This is a genomic window from Bacillus massilinigeriensis (assembly GCF_900117315.1).
GTDB lineage: Bacteria > Bacillota > Bacilli > Bacillales > Cytobacillaceae > Bacillus_BE > Bacillus_BE massilionigeriensis.
Map to the genome: position 1 here is coordinate 1,964,053 of NZ_LT630337.1, position 24,552 is coordinate 1,988,604.

The 24,552-nt window shown below is 36.4% G+C and carries 19 protein-coding genes; 7 read left to right on the plus strand and 12 right to left on the minus strand.

What is annotated here, in order from left to right:
* Positions 1 to 183: 183 nt before the first annotated feature.
* A complete protein-coding gene (asnB, locus tag BQ6100_RS09735) occupies positions 184 to 2,034 on the minus strand; it encodes an asparagine synthase (glutamine-hydrolyzing) (RefSeq protein WP_075981476.1) in 1,851 nt (616 codons plus the stop codon).
* Positions 2,035 to 2,198: 164 nt separating this feature from the next.
* Between asnB and BQ6100_RS09740 the strand changes: the two genes are divergently transcribed.
* Entirely contained in the window at positions 2,199 to 2,771 is a 573-nt protein-coding gene (locus tag BQ6100_RS09740; protein WP_075981477.1) for a DUF2777 domain-containing protein, read from the plus strand.
* 53 nt (positions 2,772 to 2,824) lie between these two features.
* Here the strand turns inward: BQ6100_RS09740 and BQ6100_RS09745 are convergent, their stop codons facing one another.
* The 7 genes from BQ6100_RS09745 to BQ6100_RS09775 all read right to left on the minus strand — a co-directional run bounded on the left by BQ6100_RS09745 (position 2,825) and on the right by BQ6100_RS09775 (position 12,592).
* Positions 2,825 to 3,919: an ABC transporter permease gene (locus tag BQ6100_RS09745; protein ID WP_075981478.1), complete on the minus strand. Its 1,095-nt coding sequence runs from the start codon at positions 3,917 to 3,919 to the stop codon at positions 2,825 to 2,827.
* Positions 3,916 to 5,181, minus strand: a complete 1,266-nt coding sequence (locus BQ6100_RS09750) for an ABC transporter permease (RefSeq protein WP_075981479.1) — start codon at positions 5,179 to 5,181, stop codon at positions 3,916 to 3,918. The genes BQ6100_RS09745 and BQ6100_RS09750 overlap by 4 nt, the downstream gene beginning before the upstream one ends.
* 13 nt (positions 5,182 to 5,194) lie before the next feature.
* Positions 5,195 to 6,127, minus strand: a complete 933-nt coding sequence (locus BQ6100_RS09755) for an ABC transporter ATP-binding protein (protein WP_075981480.1) — start codon at positions 6,125 to 6,127, stop codon at positions 5,195 to 5,197.
* A 312-nt stretch (positions 6,128 to 6,439) separates the two neighbouring features.
* A complete protein-coding gene (locus tag BQ6100_RS09760; protein ID WP_075981481.1) occupies positions 6,440 to 9,346 on the minus strand; it encodes a bifunctional diguanylate cyclase/phosphodiesterase in 2,907 nt (968 codons plus the stop codon).
* Positions 9,347 to 9,482: 136 nt separating this feature from the next.
* Complete coding sequence (locus tag BQ6100_RS09765; protein ID WP_075981482.1) at positions 9,483 to 9,839, minus strand: YisL family protein; 357 nt, start codon at positions 9,837 to 9,839, stop codon at positions 9,483 to 9,485.
* A 105-nt stretch (positions 9,840 to 9,944) separates the two neighbouring features.
* Positions 9,945 to 10,850 carry a fumarylacetoacetate hydrolase family protein gene (locus tag BQ6100_RS09770; protein WP_075981483.1) on the minus strand — a complete coding sequence of 302 codons (906 nt, stop codon included), beginning with the start codon at positions 10,848 to 10,850 and terminating at the stop codon, positions 9,945 to 9,947.
* Positions 10,851 to 10,999: 149 nt separating this feature from the next.
* A complete protein-coding gene (locus tag BQ6100_RS09775; protein WP_075981484.1) occupies positions 11,000 to 12,592 on the minus strand; it encodes a long-chain-fatty-acid--CoA ligase in 1,593 nt (530 codons plus the stop codon).
* Between the two features lie 266 nt (positions 12,593 to 12,858).
* Between BQ6100_RS09775 and BQ6100_RS09780 the strand changes: the two genes are divergently transcribed.
* The 6 genes from BQ6100_RS09780 to BQ6100_RS09805 are packed head-to-tail and all read left to right on the plus strand — an operon-like array spanning position 12,859 to position 14,802.
* Positions 12,859 to 13,080: a spore germination protein gene (locus BQ6100_RS09780; RefSeq protein WP_075981485.1), complete on the plus strand. Its 222-nt coding sequence runs from the start codon at positions 12,859 to 12,861 to the stop codon at positions 13,078 to 13,080.
* A gap of 15 nt (positions 13,081 to 13,095) precedes the next feature.
* Positions 13,096 to 13,320, plus strand: a complete 225-nt coding sequence (locus BQ6100_RS09785) for a spore germination protein GerPB (RefSeq protein WP_075981486.1) — start codon at positions 13,096 to 13,098, stop codon at positions 13,318 to 13,320.
* 59 nt (positions 13,321 to 13,379) lie between these two features.
* Positions 13,380 to 13,988, plus strand: coding sequence for a spore germination protein GerPC (gene gerPC / locus BQ6100_RS09790; RefSeq protein WP_075981487.1), 609 nt, complete (start codon positions 13,380 to 13,382; stop codon positions 13,986 to 13,988).
* Position 13,989: 1 nt separating this feature from the next.
* Entirely contained in the window at positions 13,990 to 14,169 is a 180-nt protein-coding gene (locus BQ6100_RS09795) for a spore gernimation protein GerPD (RefSeq protein WP_075981488.1), read from the plus strand.
* A gap of 5 nt (positions 14,170 to 14,174) precedes the next feature.
* A complete protein-coding gene (locus BQ6100_RS09800) occupies positions 14,175 to 14,582 on the plus strand; it encodes a spore germination protein GerPE (RefSeq protein WP_075981489.1) in 408 nt (135 codons plus the stop codon).
* A gap of 1 nt (position 14,583) precedes the next feature.
* Positions 14,584 to 14,802, plus strand: coding sequence for a spore germination protein (locus BQ6100_RS09805; protein WP_075981490.1), 219 nt, complete (start codon positions 14,584 to 14,586; stop codon positions 14,800 to 14,802).
* A gap of 131 nt (positions 14,803 to 14,933) precedes the next feature.
* On the opposite strand, the gene tnpA is transcribed toward BQ6100_RS09805, so the two are convergent.
* From tnpA to BQ6100_RS09825, 4 genes are all read right to left on the minus strand, one after another.
* Positions 14,934 to 15,404 carry an IS200/IS605 family transposase gene (tnpA, locus tag BQ6100_RS09810; RefSeq protein ID WP_075981491.1) on the minus strand — a complete coding sequence of 157 codons (471 nt, stop codon included), beginning with the start codon at positions 15,402 to 15,404 and terminating at the stop codon, positions 14,934 to 14,936.
* A 186-nt stretch (positions 15,405 to 15,590) separates the two neighbouring features.
* Positions 15,591 to 19,376: a helicase-exonuclease AddAB subunit AddA gene (gene addA, locus BQ6100_RS09815; protein WP_075981492.1), complete on the minus strand. Its 3,786-nt coding sequence runs from the start codon at positions 19,374 to 19,376 to the stop codon at positions 15,591 to 15,593.
* A complete protein-coding gene (addB, locus tag BQ6100_RS09820; RefSeq protein WP_075981493.1) occupies positions 19,369 to 22,857 on the minus strand; it encodes a helicase-exonuclease AddAB subunit AddB in 3,489 nt (1,162 codons plus the stop codon). The genes addA and addB overlap by 8 nt, the downstream gene beginning before the upstream one ends.
* Positions 22,858 to 23,008: 151 nt before the next feature.
* Entirely contained in the window at positions 23,009 to 24,505 is a 1,497-nt protein-coding gene (locus BQ6100_RS09825) for an acyl-CoA synthetase (RefSeq protein WP_075981494.1), read from the minus strand.
* Between the last annotated feature and the right edge of the window lie 47 nt (positions 24,506 to 24,552).

Sequence of the window (24,552 nt, forward strand, 5' to 3'; positions counted from 1 at the left end):
TTATGAAATACACAATACTTTCGAGACCCTTATATTGAAAAGATTTTATAAAGCTCGTACAAAGCAATGTACCCAAAACAAAGTATATCAAATTATTAAAAAACATCTAGTATACGTGATTTCTAAATTCTTGGATTTTTGTAAAAAAACATCACCAATTCGGTGATGCCAGAGAAGTAAAGATTAATTATCAATAATATTTATATCATAATGATTAAACCAATGATGTATTTGCACTAATTGGGCTAATAGTTGTGGTCCGGTCATCAATTGCCCAAACCATGGTTCTTTAAAGGATTTCCCTTCTGTTTCTATCAGGCTAACAAGCTTGTTTTTATCGAAAAATTCATATAAGACCGAGCTCTTATCGTTCAAAATTTCACGTAAAATGGTTTGAACCGCTGCTGTATATTTCGGATGGTGAGTTTTAGGGTATGGACTCTTTTTGCGATATAGAATATCGTTTGGAAGAAATCCTTCTAAAGCTCTTCTTAATATCCCTTTTTCACGCCCGCCATACATTTTCATTTCCCATGGGATGTTCCATACATATTCCACTAGCCTATGATCAGCAAAAGGCACCCTTACCTCAAGACTTGCCCCCATACTCATACGATCCTTCCGATCGAGCAAGGTAGTCATGAACCATATAATATTTAGGTAGAATAACTGTCTTCTTCTTGCATCCTCTTCTCCCTCTCCATCCAGTATAGGAGTTTCGGCGATTGAGTCACGATATTTTTGTAAGGTGTACTCCTCTAAATTTAATTGATTTTGCCAATGCTTTCTTAATAAGCCTTGTCTTTCTTCTGTGGAACGCATCCATGGAAAGCCGTCCCTCGTAAAATCTTGAACTCTATGAAACCAAGGATACCCTCCAAATATTTCATCTGCACATTCTCCTGACAGGCTCACTACAAAATCCTTTTTGATTTCCCTACAAAACCAAAGTAAGGAAGAATCGATATCTGCCATACCCGGAAGATCCCTTACCTCAAGTGCCTCTTTTAAGTCTTCAACTAGCTGTTCCTGAGAAATAACACGATTATGGTGTATGGTATGAAAGCTTTCCTTCATTTTGTTGATAAATTCTGCATCAGAGTTCGGCTGAAATTCACTCTTCTGAAAAAATTGGTCATTCCCTTCATAGTCAATTGAATAAGTATGAAGTCTTCCCTTACCTTCCTTCAAGTAGTTATTGGCCGCAATTGCCGTAATTGCACTAGAATCCAACCCACCTGATAAAAAGGTACATAACGGAACATCCGAGACTAATTGCCTTGTTACAGCATCCATGACTAGACTTCTTACCTTCTCTGTAGTTTCCTCAATACTATCTACATGATGTTCACTTTTTACATTCCAATAGCGCCATATTTTTAAACCATTAGTCGTAAGAGTCAGGGCATGGGCTGGTCGAAGCTCCTTGATTCCACGAAAAACTCCACTCCCTGGTGTCCTAGATGGGGCTAATCCAAATATATCTGCAAGACTTTCCCGGTCGAGCTCTGCATGAACGTCAGGATGTGCAAGGATTGCCTTTAACTCAGATCCAAACATTAGGCCACTGGTGGTTTCTTTGTAGAATAGCGGCTTCACACCTAGTCGATCCCTTCCAATAAAGAGCTTCTCCTTTTTTTCATCCCAAATAGCAAAGGCAAATATTCCATTTAAGTATTCTACACAGTTTTCTTCCCACTCCATGTAAGCTGTAAGTAAAACTTCTGTATCAGAATGACCATTAAAGGAATATCCTTTTATTAGTAGCTCTTTGCGTAAATCCTCGGTGTTATATAATTCACCATTGTAGCAGATTGTGAAATTGGACTCATTCTTTTTCCTAGTCATTGGCTGCCTTCCGCCTTCAGGATCAACAACAACTAATCGCTTGTGACCAAATCCAACATGAGGTTCCATCCAAAGATTCGTATCATCAGGTCCTCTCTTTGATAGGGTTTCTGTCATTGCCTTAATCGTGCTTTTTTCCCTTCTCATGTCTCTACGATAATCAATCCATCCTGTTATACCACACATTGTTATCTCCTCCTTTTCGCGGAACATGCAGTACAGTTGAAATATGTTTCTATACTATGCAGGAACTTTAAAATGGTTATTTGTCCTAAATGATTGCATGCACAGTTTAAATTAAGTCAAATCTGTCTACAAAGAATGTTGAAGGATCTTAATGGAGGTTTACCATGAATAGACAGCAACGATCAAAACTATTTGAATTTCAAACCCGCGCCTTCATTGAAGGCAATGTGGAACATATTAATGACCAATGGGTATTTTTCGATATCGAAACAGAAGAGGCTTCTCTATTAGATGAATTCCTTCATCAAGAAATGGAGGTTTTTCGTTTTAACCGTTGGAAGAAAGGAATTTTATCTGAAGAAGGAAAATTGGGATATGGCGATGAAATGATATTCTTAAAAAACCAGGACCTAGTCAGAATTAGAAAGCCTCTCATTCATTCATTAGATAAATTGCTTAATGCCATCAGCGATGACGCTTTCTACCACTTTGTAACAAATTTAAACACCTTAAAATTTTCAATTTACGATTGTTTATATTGTTATAATCAACTGGAATTCCTAAGTAACCAGGAACGGAAAAGCGGAGTTAATTTTATGGTGTTTGATAATCAGGAGGAAATTTGTAACGTCCAACACCATTTTAGTTACTATGAGGGAAAAAGTGATCGTTTCGAATTTACCTTAAACAACGGAAAAAGAGTCGTCATTGAAAAATACCTTAAAAATAAAGGGTAACTCTAAAAAATGGACAGCAATCGCCATAATTGATTGCTGTCCATTTCAACTTCTCACTGCCTTCTCTCAACCAAGCTAATCCCAATTCCCATCATAACGACACCCATAAGTAATAAAATAGAGATTGGAAATAGCAAATCGGATATGGACTGACCGGAAATAGTTACACCTTTTAATAGCTCCATTCCGTAAGTAATAGGGACTATTTTTGAAATTGTCAATAATGCTTTGGATGAGACAACTTCAATTGGCCAATACGCACCACCTATCATAGCCATACTAACACTAATCAATGGGACAATGGCATTAAATTGACTCATCGTTTTGACTAGTCCAGTTAATAGGATAGCTAAGGCAACAATTGCAAACAAATACGGAATAATGACGATAAGTGACTTTCCAAAGCCGTTGAAAAAATCAAGCCCTGCACCAAATTTTAAAATAATAAATATTAGGCTGATTTGAAAATAACCAATGAAAAAGGCATAGAGTAAATTGGCCAAATACACCTCAACCTTACTGGTTGGTGAAATGATATAACGATCCCATATCCCATCCTGCTTTTCCCTGAGGATTTCCACGACATTAAAAGCCACTGTAAATATGGAAAAGAATAAAGCAAAACCAAACAGTCCTTGTAAGCTTTGATTATAGACAGGCTCACTTTTATCCTTAAAATTTGAAGTATTAATCGTTAATGCTGGATCATTTTCAAGCTTTTCTAATACAGCCTTTCCATTTTCCTTGCTCTGTGCCAGATTCATTATTTCCTGCTTCTGAAGCCTTTCTCTATAAAAACCTTCTAAATAATTTTGAATGATATATAGATTTTGTGTTTCACTCACTCGGTCAATCGTATAGTCATTTTCCGAAAGTTTAATCCCCACCCCGGATTTTCCTTCTGCTACACGATCTTTCACAGCCTTTTCTTTTTCTATGACAAACTCATATGAATCTCCTTTATTTAGTTCCTTCACAATCGATTGTAATTGATCATTTGGTAGAGAACTATATACGGGTATGACCATTTTTCCAGATGAAGACATTCCCATTACAAAGGCAAAGGCCATACAAATAATGGTCGTAGCAATAAAGGCACCTGGCTTTCGCCGTAATAAACTAATTTTCATCCTAATAATTCCCATCATGCTGTATCACCTCTTTTAGGTTGAATGATATACGCTATCACAAAAAGGAGGAACACTGTAACTAAAATGGAGATGATCTGTGATGAAATATCCGCTAATGGATAACCCTGCATCATTTTCATAAAGGCAGAAATACCTGCCCCACCTGGAGTATAGCTTGAAATTTTTTCGAATCCCTCCCCGAACTGTGCAACCGGGATAAAGCTTCCTCCTAAAAATGCTAGGACCGGTACAAGGAAAGATCCAAAAACGGAAGATGTCTTATCAGACTTCGCTCTATAGCTTACGGCTGATAATAGAACGGCAAAGCCACCAATCATAATGGATAACAAGAGGGAGACTACGAAATATCCTGCAATATTTGACCAATGCACATCAAAAATAATAGCTGAAAGTCCAAATAGGATATTTAACTGTAAGAACACGACGATTAAGGTAGCAATAAAGATTCCTATAAAAATATTTAGCTTAGGTACATTTGCCAACAATATTCGATTATATACCTGACTTTCCTTTTGCTCATAAGCAAGGGAGCCTATGGTTGAGGCAACATAGAAAATAAACATCACGCTCATACCAATTGCATAGTAGCTCACTGTATTAATTGGCCTCTTCTTAGCAATCGTACTAACTTCACCTATTTCCTTGCCCATTTTCGCTTGCAGTTCCTCAGGATTAATATTGGCAGAATTCAATGCAGTGTATAAGGAAATTTCCTCTTGAAATCTTGTGAAGATATCCTTTAATACCTTAGATTCTAGCGTTTTTGATTCATTTACCTGAAGACTAATTTCTGGAGAAGCACCCTTTCCTAAAAATGAGTGTTGATAAAACTTGTAAGAAAAATCGTCAGGAATGATGGCAATTCCACTATATTTAAGCTTTTCCTTATCTGTTGTCGGTATATGATCTAATTTCTCCACCTTGATTGTCTTTTTTAATTCCTTACTTTCCATTACATTATGTAATAAGAGATTAGTAGGATTAAATTCTCTCATTCCTGCAACAATCTGTTCTTGTGCCTTTTTAGGAATATGGCTCTGCTTCATTCCTTCCATCATCTTGGATTCAGCAAGGGCTGGATCATCCTTTTGAATAACAGCTAGCTTGATATCCAAATCAACCGTTTCTCCATCATTAATTGCACTTAATGCAGTTCCAAGTATCGCAATTAATACGAAGGGCATCAATAATAACGTAATTAATTCCCTTGGTCTCCTCCAAAACATCAGTAAATCCTTTTTAACTATTTGAATTAACATAGATTTCTCCACCTTAGTTTCTTAATTGACGTCCGGTTAGATGCAAGAATACATCTTCTAGTGAAGGTGTTTCAATATTAATTGAGGCGATGTTCACACTTTCTTCCTCAGCTATTTTAAATAAATCTTTTAATATATTTAATTGCTTAGGTACAATTACCGAAATTACTGAATCCTTTACAGATACATTCTTAATACTTGGATAATTTCTTAACCCATTGAGGAAATTTTCCTTTAACATTTCAACCTTGATTGTAATGGCTTGCTCAGAGGATAAGATATCCTTAATCTCATCTTTTGTGCCTGAAGCGATGACCTTACCATTATCCATTATATAAATTCGATCACATAGATACTCAACCTCCTCCATATAATGGCTTGTATAAATGACAGTCATATTCTTTTCTTGATTAAGCTTTTTCACTGTTTCTAAAATATAATTTCTAGATTGTGGATCGATTCCTACAGTTGGTTCATCCATAATAATTAGTTCAGGTTCGTGCAGAAGGGCTGCACCTATATTTAGACGTCTTTTCATTCCGCCTGAAAAGGTCTTAACCAAATCATTTGCCCGATCTGTTAGACCAATTATCTCAAGGATTTCCTGTACTTTATCCTTCAGCTTATTATGGGGAATTCGATGGATTCTGCCGAAAAATTCCAAGTTTTCCTTTGCGGTTAATTCCATATACAAGGCAATTTCTTGAGGCACAACCCCTAGGATATTGCGAATTTTCTCAGGTGACTTTAGAATGCTCTCATTGTTCACCTTGATATCCCCTGAAGTTGGAGGCACTAAGGAGGAAATCATTGAAATAGTGGTTGATTTACCTGCGCCATTAGGGCCTAGTAATCCAACTGTCTCGCCCTTATTAAGCTGTAAATTAACACCGTTCACTGCCTTTTTACTCTTAAATTCCTTTGTTAGCTCGATGACTTCTAACATAAAAAAAGACCTCCTCTATTCAAATGTCGCTATCTGTAATTCGTGAAATACAGGATTCCAATAAATCACTATTCATAGAATATATAAGTATGAATTAGTTGAATAATAAATTCAGAAAAATCCATCTGGGTTAAAAGTACCAAAGATGGTGATATACGTCAATGTTGCATGAAGTTATAACAAGTCATGATAAATTGATAGAACCATTTTATTGAAAAAGAAAACAAAAAAAGCTGATTCAAAATCAATTCCACATTCTGGTAGGAATTGATTTTGAATCAGCCGAAAATTGTTATATTGTTCAGTTTAAAATTAACCTATTTTTATAATCTTTTTTTCAAAAATATCTGTGCTCAAAGGTTTATCTATATAGTAGCCTTGTGCATAGTGACAATTTAATTCTTTTAGAAGTAATAGTTGGTTCTTACTCTCTACTCCTTCTGCAACAACCTTAACATCCAAGCCATTTCCCATCGTAATGATTGCCTTAACAATGGCAACGTCTGAGGAATCATCACTAATGTTATTAATAAAAGAACGATCAATCTTTAATGTATTAATTGGTAAATTTCTTAAATAGCTTAAAGAAGAGTAACCTGTTCCAAAATCATCTATTGAAACTTTAACCCCTAAACGCTGAAGGATTTCGATTACTGCTATGCTATAATCGATGTTTCGAATCATTGCACTCTCTGTCAATTCCAATGTTAAATACTGTGGCTCAAGTCCAGACTCCTGTAAAGCCTTTTTCACATCATTAATGAAATCATGATGTTGGAATTGATGAGCAGAAACATTCACTGAAATAGACAAGTCATCGTTCCCCATTAACTGCCACTTCTTATTTTGTATACATGCGGTTTTTAAAACCCATCGTCCAATATCTCCAATTAGACCGGTTTCCTCTGCTAATGGAATAAACTCTGCTGGTGATACAAGACCAAGCTTTGGATGGTTCCATCGAATAAGTGCCTCACTACCAAATATTTTACAAGTATTCAAATCTATTAAAGGTTGATAGACTAAATAGAACTCATCCTTTTGTAGAGCTTTACGCAAATAGCTTTCTAACTCAAGTCGAACCTTTGCCTCTTCATCCATTTCCATTGAGAAAAAGGTAATTCGATTCCCTCCATAAGCCTTCGAGCGATTTACTCCTATATCTGCATTTTTAAATAGGGCTTGTGCGTCTAAGCCATCATCTGGATAAAAGCTTACCCCAATACTCGCTGCGAGGAAAAACTCTTGATTTTCAAAAATGATAGGTTTTGATATTGCTTCCAGTATGGTTTTTGAGCTGATGATGATTTCATCAATGGTCACATTTTTTGTTAAAATTAGGCTGAATTTATCTCCGCTAAATCTCCCAAAAAAGGAGCCTTTCGGAAGAACCCTTTTTATTCGATAAGCTATTTCCTTTAATATTGCATCTCCTGCAAAATGACCTAAGCTATCATTTATCATATTAAAACGGTCCATATCAATTGAGATAACCGCTAGCTTTCTCTTTTTTTTCTTGGATTTTTCCAGTAATTCCTCCAGCTTATCTGTCAACTTCATACGGTTAGGAAGTCCCGTTTCCTGATCAAAATAGGCTAGTTGTGTAATCTTTTCTTCAATTTTCATTTTTTCTGTAATATTTTGACCAATCCCGTATATTCCCACGGTCTCGTTGTTGATGGTGATAGGAATGGTCTTTATGTGATAGAGATTATCTTTCCCATCCTTAGATGGAATTTCGATATTATAATATTGCTCTTTTCCCTTTAATGCCCGATAGAAATGCATTCGAACACGAGGAATATCTTCATTTTTGATAAATTTTAACGCTGAATATCCAATAACCTCTTCTCGTTCAAATCCAAATGCCTTTATAAATGCTGGATTAACTGAAGTAAAATGCCCAAGTAAATCAAGAGAATATACTAAGTCTGTATTGTTATCAAATAATGATTTGTAGTATTGTTCTGAAACGACTAAATGATCATTTAAATGTCTAATATCCAGTTGAGAAGCTTGCATTAAATGGGTTAGAGAAATAACGGTGCTCATACTTTCTGGAATCTTGTACTTAAATGAATTTGCCTTCTTGACTTGATTACTCTCATTTTCCGATAGAGTAATGAAAGTCATAGAATGCCCAACAATTTGCGGAATCTGATTCTTTCGATGAAGAATTTCACCATTTGCAAAAAAACCTACACTATTTCCTATTGAATGAAGCATCTCTAATTCTGTCTCTGTAAAATCACGCATAATCATTTTTCTAGCAATACAGCTATAAATAAATATAGTTTCAACATGTTTTTTAGAAAGATCTTTTATTCCTTTTACTGAATCTTCAATGATCTGTTTAATATTAGGGTAGGCTAGTGTTAGCTTTTCCCCGTCTTTAACTGAACGATTGGTCACAATCGTTCCATTTTTTAATAGCTTGATAATAAAGACTGAAACCTTTTCCCCATTCTTTTCAAGGATAAAAGGAAACTCCACACCAATCCGTGGAAGTTCATTAATAAAGTTTTCTCCTAAATAACGTCTTAATATTTGAATAGGCTTTTTATTATCGATTGAATAGATAGTTGTTCCTTTTGCTTTTGTAACTGTAAAGGATTTTCCGATTTCTTGCCATTGATAATTGGAATACGTATTTGCTTTCAATACCTCACTATTTAAAGCGACTGCCACGAATCCCTTCGAGGTCACTTCTGAATTACTAAATGCCAAACTCTCTTGAAAAGCACCGCTATCTCCCGCGATTCCACCTGAAATGATGACATCCGGGTACTCTTCATGTAATCCCTCTATTAAAAGCTGTACATCCATTTCAAAACCTGATGGATAGAGAAGGATTACCTTTGTATCAAAGGAGGCAAGCTCTGATGCCAAGCTTTTCCCCATTTCAAAACTATCATTATAGGAATCTAAATGTAGAATTGCTGATTTTATTTGAGTTTTTTCAAAAATAGTAAAGGAAAGAACAATTTCATTCTCAAGAAGGCGCCCCTCACTAATTTGCCCTGACGAAGTACATCCGATCATGACAGCATTAGGTAATTGATCATTCACTAATGTTTGAATATCCAAGACCAAATCCTTATCAACTGTTCCTATAAAAACTTGAACAAGCAGGTTTGGATAATCAAATAACTCGTGTTCAATAATAAAGCTATTAAATTGTGCCTTATCTTTATATATACAAGAAATTGTCTTAACCATTTTTTTCACCAATTTTTTAAGTTTTTACCTACCTCTTAAAAATAACATATTTTCCAAGTTAATAAAAACAATAAAAAGAAAAAAGCCGTCGAATGGACTAGCTTTTTCAGGAAATTTTGCTAAAGATGACATACGATTAAAATAAGTCTGAACCGAGTGGCATGCTAAAGCCTAAATATAAAACAGCAAAGAGAGAAATTACAAGGAGTATCCATAGGACTCCTGTTCTTTTCCCTTTTGCATTGTTAACCAAAATCATTTCTAGCATTGAAATCACAAAAATGCCAACTAAAGATTTAATGATATACAATGTGCCTATGGTAGAAATATTAAATAATAAAATAGCTCCAGAGATGATAATAAGTATGTAAAATAATCTTGTGATCATATGGACAATCTTTTGTCCCTTTGCCTTCCCTGCTTTAGATAAGCCTAATGTCACAAGAAACAATATAATTGCTAACGTCCATGATGTAACATGCAAATGAATCATTAATAAACCCCCTTACTCTATTGTAATTGTTATCATAACATAATTTCAGAAAAAATACTAAAATCACGTTGTTTATATTACATAAAATAAGAAGGTTTTGATTTTTTATTTTTGAATGTCGTTTCTTAAGGTTCCAATATTCTCTATTGTAATCTCCATTAAATCTCCTGGATTTAAAAAGCGAGGAGGCTTAAAGCCCTTTCCCACTCCTGCTGGAGTTCCTGTTGCAATAATATCCCCTGGTTCTAGGGTCATACCCATAGACAAAACCGATATGACTTCCTCAACTGGAAAAATAAAATGCTCCGTATTTGACTTTTGTCTAATCTCTCCATTGATCATTGTTTCTATATTAAGTTGATTTGGATTCTTTATTGAGGAAGAGTGAACAATCCATGGTCCCATTGGGCATGTAGTATCTAAGCTTTTTCCTATAAAGAATTGTTTATGTCGGTCTTGAAGGTCTCTTGCGGTTACATCATTAATGATGGTATAGCCAAATACATAATCAAGAGCATCTTCCCTTTTTATTCCTTTTCCCTTTTTCCCGATAATGACAGCTAATTCCCCTTCATAGTCCAATTGCTGTGTGATATCCCTTTGATTTAAAATTGTTTTTTCTGGACCTATTACGGTAGTGGGAGCTTTCGTAAAAACCATTACATGCTCTGGAATGTCTTCTTTACTTCCCATTTCAATCGCATGTTCAGCATAATTTTTCCCTACACAGAAGATATTTTTGGAGGGTCTTGGAATAGGGGCTAATAGCTCAACTTCGTCTAATGGTAGAAATAAGCTGTTATCTTCTTTTTCCTTTACCCACTTTTCAAGTGTATTTACCTTTGATAGAAACTCTTCTCCTAGACTAATACATTCGATCATTGTTTCTGGTAAACTAGTTGATCCTAGCATCCTCTTCTCAACAATATTAAGAGGAAGAACCTTTGAATCTGTTTCATATACTAACCCAACAAAGCTTTCTTCACCATATTTGGCTGTAACAAATTTCATTCCAACCACCCTTTTTATGTAATTTATGGAACCCATTTATTATAACCTATTTATTTTAATTTTGAAAAAAATATGAGGCTGCCCCTTTAATGCCCCAGGCCACATTTAAAGTGGTTTCTGGCACCTTCTTGGAGACAGCCTTTCGTAATTTAATTTACAAATCTTCCTTCTTTTCCGTTCTTTTCCCAATATTCATTGCGGAGGTGAACCTTTTGAATCTTTCCTGATGCTGTTTTTGGGAGCTCCTCAACGAATGTAACTCCTGTTATTGCCTTGAAATGAGCAAGCTTCTCCCTTGAAAATGCAATGAGCTCTTGTTCTGTTACACTTTTACCATTTCTCAGGACAACAAATGCATGAGGGGTTTCTCCCCATTTTTCATGTGGAGCAGCAATTACTGCAGCTTCAAGGACATCTGGATGCTCATAAAGAACTCCTTCAACCTCTATAGATGAGATATTCTCTCCACCACTAATGATGACATCCTTTTTTCGGTCTACAATGTCAATATTGCCGTATTCATCCACCGTTCCCATGTCTCCAGTATGAAGCCAGCCATCACGAATCGTTTCCATTGTTGCTTGCTCATTCTTCCAATATCCAAGCATAACACCATTACTTCTAGTGATTACTTCCCCAATTTCCTTGCCATCGTGGGCAACTTCTTCCCCTAGATCATTAACCACTTTAACATTGCATCCAATCATGGAGAATCCTGCTTTTGCTTTTAGACGATATTGCTCCTTCATTGGCAAATCACGTAAATGTGAGCGAATCGTAGAAATCAAACTTAAAGGAGAAGATTCCGTCATTCCATAAACTTGGATAAATTCCCATCCGAGCTCTCTTTCCACCCTTGTTACAAACGCAGGAGGTGGAGCAGAACCGGCAATAACTACACGGACATTGTGATCAATTTTTGGAACATTTTGTTCATAGTATTGCATTAAGGAATTTAATACTGTTGGAGCCATGTGAAGGATAGTTGCTTTATATTTTTCAATTGCATTAAATATTGAATCAGGAGTCGCCTTTCTTAGACATATTTGTGATGCTCCATTCGCAGTGTAATAAAAAGGAGAGCCCCAACCGTTTACATGGAACATTGGTAGAACATGTACCAAAACATCCTGGTCATTTACACGAAGATGATGCATAGAGCTTAATGCGTGCAAATAATTATTTCTATGGGTTAACATAACCCCTTTTGGATTTCCTGTCGTTCCACTCGTATATAATAGACTGCAGACATCATTTTCATCTAACTCTTCACGGTCAAATGGTTGATCAATTTGATTCTTGAGCCACTCATCATAGCCAATTTCATCTGTTGTTTCATCCTTATAGTGGATAATAACCTCCGTAACCGTTTTCAATTTATCCTTAATTGGAACAATTAATGGATAAAGCTCCTGATCAACAAATAAAACCTTTGATTCACTATGGTTTAGGATAAATAAATAATCATCCGGCTTTAAGCGAATATTTAGCGGAACCATAATTGCTCCTAATTGAAAAACTCCATAAAAGCCTTCTAGCATTTCGACTGAGTTTGGAGCTAAATAGGCTACTCTGTCACCCTTTTTAATTCCTAATTCTCTTAAACCATGGGATAACCTGTTCACTCTCTCATTCAGCTCTGAATAGGTGAAGACTCTGTCATCACAAAATATTGCTTCTTTTGTACCGTATAAAGAAACGGCTCGATCCAAGAAGTCAGTTAAAACTAAAGGTACATTCACTAAAGTATTCCCCCTTTAAATAGACAAATAATTCAAATTTATCTTTATTTTAGCATAATTGTATTGTTATTACACCTCTATCTTCATAGTGTTAACCTTATAAAAATTGTGAATTATTTGTGAACAGGATATTCAAAAGAGAAATATAGGCTTTTTAATCACCATTGCCTATTCTTTACATAGGATATAAGAGTAATGCAGCCTATAGTTTAGTTGCAATAAGCTTTTCGTTTTAATAAATAATGTTTGGTCAAAGGGTGTTATCAATGCCAGCAATTGTTGGAGTTGTTCAAGTATTTAATGTGGGGAACAGTTCAACCTTTAATATCGGGGATGTTTATAAAATTATGCCGATTTCCAGTGCAAAGACCTTTGCAGGTGCCGGCTCTTTTAATACGGGAGATGGATTACGTATTACAAATCAGGTGAGTACAACAAATACCTTTGATCAAGATACTATTGATCAAGGAAATTATTTAAATGCATAAGTTACGGGTGATAGAATGAATTTTTACATTCAGCAATCAATACACATTCAGACAATAAAAATAGGAAGTTTGGCAAACTCTTGCGTTTTCCAAATCGGAAGCTCAGGGATCATTAAGCCATCATCTCATTTGTATAATACAGGAGGATTTACTGGACCCGCTCCAAAAACCGGGAAACCGACTACCATTATCCAAGGAAGCGAAGGTGGATTACTTGCTTCACCTGCCGTTCCTTTATAATGAGAAGAGATAGTATCTAATATGTTAGAGATAATTGTAAAGAAAGGCTGGTGGAACTGTTGAATCCGGAAATAATTCATTATTTAGAACAACTTCATCTTTTTATTCAGGGCCAGCAGAAAAAAATAAAAGTACTGGAAAGGGCTGTAAATGAATTAAAAATTGAAGTGACTGAATTAAGAAATCGTGCTCCAATCCATGTCGATTCCATCCAATATAGTTTTGATCAATTGAAGGTCGAAACATTAGAGGGAACCTTAAATATTGGACTTAATCCATCTGATTTACAAGGAATTGAAGAGCTTGCAGTGAACCAGCAACCAAACCCTAAAATGATGCCACCTGAAGCACGATCTGATGCGATGATGGCGATAGAAGATGAGGTTTATCGTTATTTAGAAACGGAAGTTCCACATCTATTTAAAAGATACCAGGAAACATCAAGTGTAGAAATAGAGGATTCCTACCTTGACTTTATTAAGGTGGACATTAAAAAGCAACTTCCGAAACGAATTGATGACTATCTAATCAAATACACTCCACAAAATTATCCTCCAAATGAGCCAAATGTCGCATTTGAAGAAATCATTAATCAGATAAAGAAGGATATTAACAGCGGAGTCCATACTTTTCTACAAAATCTTGAGAGGGAGAAAGGAAGAATCTAAGTTGAATTTTCAAGTTTATAATCGAGAATTATGCGTAGGTTCAATTAGAGTCATTGGGATATCAAGCTCCTCCATGCTTATTGTTGGTGATGCTGACACGATTCAGCTTGCTTCTACTTTTGACACTCCACCAGAATCACTTATCATTGGGCCGTTTGTTCCACTACCTGGGGGATTTTAGGATTTATGTACAAAAGAACCTCTATAGTTCAGCATGTAACTGTGGATTCTCTTCAATTCGCTTCAATCTTCGAGATTGGTGATATTCACCATGTTAATGCCCATGATCGAGCTCTTGCTATCCAACGGGATGAGGAAATTTTCAATAAAAATGAAGGAAGCTTTCAAGCCTATCCTATTTTCCAAGAACCTATTCCCCTAATACCAATAACAGAAATCATCTCCATTGATAAAATAAATAAAAATCCCTTTATAAAAGTGAATCAACTCGATATCAACGCTCTCTCTGGCTCAGCTATTCTGCAAATTGGAAATAGCAATCATATTTATTTAGAGTCCAGAGTAAAACATATTCGTCAGTTAGACAGTAAGTATCTTAAAAATAATGTTAATAAAGAAGAAAAGGATGTTTAATATGCCGTCTATTGTTGGACCCGTTCAAATTATTCACGTTAGTGGTGGCGTCGTCCATTTTGGTGACACCGTATATATTTCACCAAAAAGTAATTCTAAAATCGTTGAAGGCTCTGGTGCTTCAAATACTGGAGGTTTGATTATTAACAACAATGGACTAAGTGGGAATAACATTTTAGACACCAACTTAATTGACCAGCCTACGGTTGGGAACAATTAATCAAAACCACCAGTGTGAACTGGTGGTTTGCTCTGCGGCTGAAAGCCTCTTTTACCGGCCTCGGCCTAAAAGGCCCACTGAAAGGGTTTCCCTTCTGCACCACATTCACACACCAATTCTAAAGAATTTCTTTATTTCTTCCGATTTTTTTCCCCCGTAAATGGGTCAAATTCTTCGAACAACGTTAACTGGTCGGCCATATAATCTTCTTTTAGCTGATTTCTAATATATTCTTGTATTTGTTTCTTATTTCTGCCCACTGTATCGACGTAGAAACCTCGACACCAGAATTTCCGATTTCCATATCGATATTTCAAATTTGCATGTCGATCAAATATCATCAGACTACTTTTCCCTTTTAGGTAACCCATGAATTGGGATACACTTAATTTGGGTGGGATACTAACTAACATGTGAATATGATCCGGACAGGCATTTGCTTCATGAATGACTACACCTTTCCTTTCACATAAATCTCTTATTATTTGTCCAATACTCTTTTTGTATTTTCCATAAATAATCTGCCGTCTGTATTTTGGCGCAAAGACGATGTGATACTTACAATTCCATGTTGTATGTGCTAAACTGTTCATGTCCTTCATAGGGCATACCTCCTTCTTGGCGAGATGAAGTGGTCGGGAAACCAACTTTATCCTACCATGAAGTGAGGTTTTTTTGTTACCACGCTATAAGCTTTCTGGAACCCCCGGCATAGCCAGGGGTTTTCTAAACCATCAAAAAAGAGCTGTCCCAAAGGCGCGTGGCACCTTTGGGACAGCTTCAACCATTTATTTTTCTATTTTAAGAAGATGCGCACCATCAAAGAAAAATAAGTATCTTTCATCGATTGGTCTTCTTAAGATTTCCTCCAATGCCTTCGTATATAAATTAATTTGAACCTGGTAACGGGCTTCAAGAGTTTCTTCTGCTTCTTGAAATCCTCCCTTAAAACGATTGGTAATTGCATCTGTTTTATAGTCTAAGAGCACTGTCCCATGTTCATCTTCAATAAGGCAGTCAATAATACCTTGCACAAGTACGGGTTCATTTTCACCAGTCCAATTTGGGTAAGCGATGTTAGCTGGTAAAGATAAGCTGAAAGGGACTTCTCTCCTAACCCTCCTTGCATTCAACATTCTTCTTCCAAGCTCAGTGTTGAAGAACTGATTAATTAGTTTAACATCAATTCCATCCTTCTGCTTTTCAGTTAATAACTCCTTTTGAACCATTTGATCAATTTGATTCTGGATGGATTCTTCTGAAATAGACTTCGATATATCTAAATGCTGCATGACCAAATGCATGGCTGTTCCTCTTTCAGCAGGAGTAAGGGATTCCTCCTGCATAAATCTTGGCCTTGTGAGAATAGGCTTCTTAAAGTTTTTGATTAATTCTGTTCCCCCTTCTTCACTCACGATTTCATGCTGTCTTTTTATTTCAGAAACCGATTGCTTGGAACGATGATTTGTTGAATTCATGAATGGATACTTCCACGAAAACTGTTCTTCAACGATATTCTTATTATTTGATTCCACTGGAATAAGCTCGCCCTTAAATACATGTTCAAGTAAATCTTCACCTTTATTTTCTTCCTCTTGTTCTATATCTATTAGAGTATTAGCCTTTAAAACCTTTACCTCCCAAAAGGATGGATGATTAATAATTTCCTCCTTCATTAGGGGGTTAAGTCGAGTTGAAAATGATAGCACCTCCAGATGTTGGTGACGAACTAGTGCAGGCCCAATCCAATCAATAAAACTTCCAGCCTTCGCTCGATCATATTCATTTATCAGCCATTCAGGATGATTGCGAACCCTTGACCATTGGTGGAGCTTTTTCTCAAAGCTTTTAACAGTGGATATTAAATAAAGCTTTTCTTTTGCACGAGTTAGGGCAACATACAATACCCGCATTTCTTCCGCAAGCATTTCTAATTTTTTCTTCCGTTTAAATGCTAACTGTGGAAGTGATGGATAAGAAATTCGTTTCTCTATGTTCACATACTTTGCAGCAAATCCAAGGTCCTTATCTAATAAATAAGCTTTTCTTAAGTCCATCATATTAAACTGCCTAGCAAGACCTGAAATGAACACGATCGGGAATTCCAGCCCTTTGCTACTGTGAATCGTCATAATCCGAACAACATCCTCTTGTTCACCTAACGCACGTGCAGCACCTAAGTCATCTCCTCTTTCTCTCATACGTTCAATAAAACGAAGAAAGCGGAATAATCCTCTAAATGATGTTTCTTCGTATTGTCGAGCCCTGTCATATAAGGCTCGAAGATTAGCTTGTCTTTGTTTTCCTCCAGGCAAACCGCCGACAAAATCATAAAAATGCGTCTTTCGATATAGCTCCCAAATTAACTCCGAAAGGGAGCCTTGGCGAGCTTTTGAACGCCAAATGACTAATTGGTCGTAGAAAATTTTTACTTTCTCCCATAGTTCCTCCATCTCTGCGGATGGTTTTTTCTTGCAAAAATCAGTCAGAGCTTCGTAATACTCTCCCTTTCGATTATAGGTTCGAATGATTGCTAATTCTTCCTCATTTAAGCCTACAATTGGGGACCGCAATACAGAAGCTAGAGGAATATCTTGATATGGGTTATCTATAACCTTTAATAAAGACATCATAATAGCAACTTCTGTTGCATTAAAATACCCGGTAGAAAGGTTCGCATAAACTGGAATGCCTAGCTGTTTGAATTCCTCTATAATTTGCGGTGCCCAAGTCATTGAGCGAAGCAGGATGACCATATCTCGATACATGACTGGTCTTGATGTCTTTGTTTTTGGATTATAAATTTGCTTTCTCTCTTGAATTAATGCCTTAATTTTTTCTGCCATCAATCTTGCCTCTAGCTGTGACGCAGCAAGGTCTTCTTTATCGAAGTTTTCACCATTTCCTTGATCTGACTCTTGGTCAGGAATCTCGTTACTTGTTTCCTCTGATTCCTGGTCAATAAAGAATACCTCTATGGAGTGAGACTCCTCTTCAGGATAGGCGGCTCCTTTTTTTAATTCAGCAGCCTCATCATATTCGATCTCTCCAACCTTTTTTCCCATGATCTGTTTAAATAGATAGTTGGTTCCATTTAGTACTTCCTGTCTGCTTCTGAAGTTTTTTGCCAAGTCAATCTTCAGCCCCGTATTTTCTGCATCAGGAGTAAATCGATTATACTTCGTTAAAAATAGATTAGGTTCTGCTAAGCGGAAGCGATAAATTGATTGTTTCACATCTCCGACCATAAAGAGGTTTCCAAGGTGTTCTGTGTCCTTTGTAACAAGCTGTAGAATGGACTCTTGAACAGCATTCACATCCTGATATTCGTCTACAAATACTTCTTTAAAATGCTCTTGGTAGCTAAGCGCAGCTTCAGAAGGATGCAGTTTTTCTGTATTACTATCTGTCGAATTGTTCAAGATTTCTAAACAAAAATGCTCTAAATCAGCAAAGTCTACTAAGCCTTTTTCCTTCTTTATGGCATCAAAGCGTTCTGCAAAGCTCTTTACTAATTGTACCAGCGATTGAATAATAGGAAGCATTTCCTTCATATCCTTTGTGAAACTCTCAGGTCTTCTAGAAAACAACTCTCCTTTTACATCATCAATTATTTTTTTCGCTTGGTTTCTTATAACTTTGGATTTTTCGACCAAATCTTTATCATATTCGTCCCCACGACACGTTTTTAATTTTGAAAATGAGACAGACTGTATCGCTAGATATAACGCTTCCCATGATTCACTTTTTGCAGCTAACAATAAATCAATGATGCGCTCATCATCTAGAAAGTTTTCTGCTCTTGGAGCTGGTCCCCCAGGAAGCTTCGTTAGCTCAAGTCCTTCTCTTTCTAGCTGTTTCGCTCCTTCAAACTGTAATTCAATATCATAGAGTAAAGCATTTATAAAAGGAAGGTCTTCCATCTTTGTCGAGTCTCCCACACGATACATATCTACAATTGAATCCAGATATTTTGTTGGATTAGGGTTGGAACGTGCAAAATCGAATAGTTCCCGAACAATATCCTGAAGTCCCATATCGGAGCGATCATTAGTAAATGTATCAACTAGTGTGAAGAATGAATCATTATTTTCTTTCCCATACTCCTCTTCGAACAACTCATCCATCACTTCATCTCTTAAAAGCTGTGCTTCTGTTTCATCTGCAATCCTAAAACCAGGATCGATATCAATTTTATAATAGTATTTTCGGATGACATCTAGACAAAAGGAGTGCAGGGTGGATATTGAAGCACGATTTAATAAGCTTAATTGCCTTCTCAAATGATTGGATTTTGGATTATTATTAATTTCCTTTTCTATTGCTTCTCCAATTCGATGTTTCATTTCTGCTGCAGAGGCATTTGTGAATGTAACAACTAATAATTCATCAACATTTATAGGCGCATCAGCAGCAATAATTTTATTAATAATTCTTTCAACAAGGACAGCGGTTTTACCCGATCCAGCTGCAGCGGCTACTAGAATATCCTGTCCCTTAGCCATAATTGCCTTCCATTGATCATCCGTCCATGTAGAAGATTCTGGCTTTGGAGGAATCATTGGTTTATTCATTCGATTTGACCTCCTCTCTTAACAAATTTAACACTTCTTCTTTAGATTTTATAGGGAGCACTCTATAGGAATTACTACCTAATGACTCATCAAATTGACAAACAGATTTAAATGAGCAGAAGGTACAAGGAGTTTTATCCTTCAGTTTGTATGGTGAAAGACTTACCGTTCCCTCCGAAATTTCATTTCCTGTCTTCACATAAAGCTCTCGAACATATTGTCTTAAATGATTAAAGTCTTCTTTATTTGCTACCTTGGATGATTTCGCTAGACTACCATCCTTATTAATTCTTGCAGAAATGATTTTGGAGCCACCTGTTTCGAGCGTTTGATCCATCAAGCGAATAACCTTTTCATCCTCAAGAATTAGGCCATTCATTTTATATTTTTTTAAGATTTCATCTTCAATTTCATCAAGAGATAGCATTTTCGAAGCTTGTATCATTGGATTATGGACATGAAAATATAAAACGCCCGCAGGATCTGCCTCTTTTCCAATTAACTCTTTCGAATGGGTAATAATGATATCTAGATAAGTTAACATTTGAAGGGCAAGTCCGTAATAAACCTCATGGACATTCAAGTCTTTAGAGCTGGATTTGTAATCAATTACCCTTAGGAAGGTCCCATCCTTTTCCTCAGCTTTATCTACTCGGTCAATACGACCTATTAGCTCCATTTTTCTTCCATTCTTTAATGGAAAAGAAAGTGCTGGTAGCTCACCCTTTGGACCGAAGCTTAGCTCCAATCCAACTGGAGCAAACCCGCTTGCCTTTGCATGCTCTCTTAACACCCATGAAGCCCTGCTGATTATTTGTTCAAGCTTTCTTTTAATATAAAAATGTCTGTTTGAACTTAGTAAAATTTCATTCTGCAATTTTGGGCCAAGGGTATCTACTGCCTGTTTAGCAAGACTCTCCATTTCCTCCTTCGAAATAGAACTCCAGGATAAATGTTGGTTCGTAACAGTTTCCACCACATACTTTAATGCCGCATGGAAAAGCTCTCCAATATCTGGTGCAGCTAAACGAAAGATTTGCCTTTCTCTGAGCTTAAGTCCATGACTAGCAAAATGTGAAAAGGCACAGGATTGAAATAATTCCATACGAGACACGCTCGCTTGAATGACATCACCATATATTTCTCTACTTACCTTTTCAGATAGTTTATTAGGGCGATTTTCATACGTTAAGCTAGATAGAATTTTCCCTACAATTCCTCTCCAGTTTTGATCCTTCATGTAGTAGTTATAAATATCCCACCAGAAATCATAGATTGGATAATTACGTTTTTTTAACTGCAACTGTGTCGTTAAATAGGAGAGAGTCGTATTAGGATTGACGCAATATTCCAGCTGTTGCTGCTCTGATAGATCGGTCGGATCCGTCATGAATGATAATAAATGGTGGCTTGGAAATAAATCAGATAAACGTTTTATATATATAGAAGGGATAATGGCCTTCCCTTCTGCATTAGCTAATGGGTAGCTAACATAAAGAAGCTCTGAAGGGGTTGTAAAAGCCGAATAAGCAATAAACTCCTCATCTAGTAAACGAGTCCTACTGCTTGGTGCTATTCTTAAACCACTTCTCAAAAGTTGTTCACGGTCATCATCAGCTAACAGTCCATCTTCCTGGAACTTTGCAGGCAATACTCCTTCTGTCAGACCAATTACAAAGGCCACCTTGATATCTGATACCCTTGATTTTTCCAGGTCAGCTATCAATACTTGATCCATTGCTGGAGGAACAAGCGAGAATCTTAATGATTCTATCCCTGCGTCTAAAATAGAAGAAAATTGTTTAACCGTTATTTCCTCTTCTCCGAGCATTTCCACAAATTGATCCAATAATTCAAGCGTAGCATTCCATGCTTGATCATGCTCTCTAGCCTTTACTAAATTTCCATTATCCTCTTCTACCTGCTTTAAACCTTCCAGTTTAGCAGGAATATCAAGCTCCTCCAAATATAAAAAGAGCCCCTCACATAGTTCTCTGGCATTTTTTGCCTTTTTAAGTCTCCTCGATAATCGCAAAATAGGAGCGGTAATCATCATTCTGAGCTCGTTCATTTTCTGCTCTACATACTTTTCGGCATCAGTTTGTACGGTATTTACAAGCTCTAGACCCTTGATTTTCCGATATTTCCAGCGTTCCTTATTTGTCCATTTTTCTCCTTGAATTCCATAGGCAAGGACATAATTTTCAAGCTTGTCCATCTGCTCCCGCATTTCGACAGGATTCACATCTAATGGGAATAATAATTCTGTTTTAACGGCACGAAATACCGGTTCATATCTCCAATAGCTATTGATGATTTCTAGACTTGAACGGATTAATTCAATTAATGGATGATTAAGCATCGTTCTTTTTTGGTCAATAAAATAAGGAATTTCATAATCATAAAAAACCGTTTCAATCAAATCACGGTAATCCTGGCCATTCCTTAGTAAAATTGCCATATCACGAAAACGATAATTATTCGATTGGGCTAGCCTTTTAATATTCCGAGCAATTCCCTCAACCTCTGCTCTTCTATTCACCGCTTCAGCAATATAAATCGAAGCATCTTCTTCAAAGGGAATTGCTGGGCGTGAATCAAAATACCTTTCTAGGTGAATTAATGAATTATGCTTCCATCTTTTTGGTTCTGCAAATTCAATTTCCTCAACCTGTAATCCCTCTACTTTCGCCATTTCATAAAGTGTTTGATAGTTTTCACCAGTCATTCTAAAGAGATGAAGCTCATCTGGAGAATGATCATAAAATGGTCGGTCTAGGGTATGTGTAATGGTCACATTTTGACAATGCTTCATTAGCTGATTAATCACCATATATTCTTGTGGTGTAAAGCTATAAAAACCATCAATATAAATCTCTGCCTCTTGCAAGTAGGTTGATTGTGAAACCTTTTCAGACAACAATCTAAAATAATCTTCTGAGTCAATATATTTACCAAAGAGCGACTCTTCAAAGCTTTGATAAATCATTTCAAGATCATGAAGCTTATCCTGTAGTTCATTTCTGCCATCAATATATTCAAAAGTCTCTCTTTTATCAAAAAGTTCCTCAGGACTCACGCAATAACGCTTGAATTCTGCAAGCATTTGTTCCATTTGGGCAATAAATCCATTCTTGTCTGCTGCATTTTGATACAGTCTGAATTGTTCCTTTTTATCATCAATAATTTTTCTAATTAGCATACTAATTCCAACATTGCTTAAATGATATCGGCTTATTCCTCCTGTTTCCTGCAATACTCTAAAAGCAAGTCGCGAAAAGCTAAAAACTTGTGTCCTTACCATTCCTCCAATATGTGGATTCGATATTAATTTATATTCAGATAGAAAGGTCATTTGATCAGGAACGATATAAATAATTGGATTCCCATCAGGATTTGTGAGCATTTTTTGTTGTATTTCTTCAAGGCAAAAGTTGGTTTTCCCGCTTCCAGCTCGCCCGATTAACATTCGTACAGACATGGCTTTACCTCCCTTTACGAATCATTTTTACATGTTAACATTTTATCATACATGAGCAGCAAATTTATGCTTAGGCTTGTGGGGTAATTGGATATTTTTGTATTTACCATAAAAAACCATTATCCTTATTAGATAATGGTTTTGATGGAACTCAATTATTTTTTATCTGAAAATCTTTTAATTGCTTTTTATCAATTTTACCTACATGTGTTTTTGGGAGCTCCTCAATGATGATCATTTCCTTTGGAATTTTGTATCGTCCAAGCTTCTTTGAGCAATGCTCCATTAATTCCTCAAACGTTAGTCTTCCCCCCTGTTTCAATACAATGAATGCAGTGACCCTTTCTCCCCACATTTTATCAGGTAATCCCACTACAGCTACTTCATCGACTTGAGGAAGTTGGACGATCCAATGTTCCACCTCCAATGGATATACATTTTCCCCTCCTGTTATAATCATTTCCTTTTTTCTACCAACAATATAGAAATAGCCATCTTGATCTCTTTTTGCCAAATCACCCGTATACAGCCAACCATCCTGAACGGCTTCCTGTGTGGCATTTTGGTTATTCCAATAGTTTAAGAATAAGTGCTTCCCTTTTAGCAGTAATTCACCAACTTCATCTGGTGCTGCTTCTGTACCATCCTCTCTAACAATCTTCACTGAATTAAAGAGCATTGGTTTTCCAACAGACCCAAGCTTCTCGCTTACTTTATTAGGGTCGATAAAAAAATTATTCGGTCCTGCTTCCGTTAATCCATATCCTTCTTTAAATTCATATCCTCTACGCATAAATTCTCGATAAATTTCCAGCTGACAAGGTGCTCCACCGGATAGAAAGGTTCTAACCGTAGGAATTGTCTGTTCCTTAAATTCCGCTGTTTCTATCAACATATGGTACATGGTTGGCACAAGGAGGACAATTGAACATTTGTATTCATTCAAGTAAAAAATTGACTCCTCAGGGCGAAATTGATTTGCAATGATGACCTTCCCTCCAATCATGAGGATGGGGATGGACAAAGCATTTAAGCCACCTGTGTGAAACATTGGCATGTACGTAAGAGTTGTGTCATCTTTTGTTAAGTTCCAGCTCAGTATGGTATTTATTCCATTCCATAAAATGGACTGATGATTCAGCACAACACCTTTAGGCTTTCCGGTTGTGCCGCCTGTATAAATAATCGCTAAAGGGTCTAATTCCGAGCATTCACTCTCTGCGAATAATTCAGACACTGTTTGGTCTAGATACTCCTCGTTATCTATCTGAAAGCAAATGGATTGTATGGACGTTATTTCATTCATTTTTTCATTAAAGCTTGAATGATAACCAATCATTTTAGGTGAACAATCCTGAAGTATATACTCAATTTCATGAACGGCCAATCTCCAATTAATTGGAACAAAGATTGCTCCTATCTTTCCACATGCAAAAAGGAAATCAAAATAACTAATATGATTAGGGGATAACAGGGCGACACGATCCCCTTTCGTTACTCCATTTAACATTAACCATTTAGCAGCAACCATGCTTCGCTGATTCACCTCAAGATAGGTCCATTTTCTTTGAGATTCTACATCGACTACCGCTACTCTATCTGGTGTTACTCTTGCTCTATTTTCAATCCAATCGAGTTCCCACCTCACTGCAATCTCTCCTTAATTATGATGCATTCATTTTAGTAAAAGGGAGT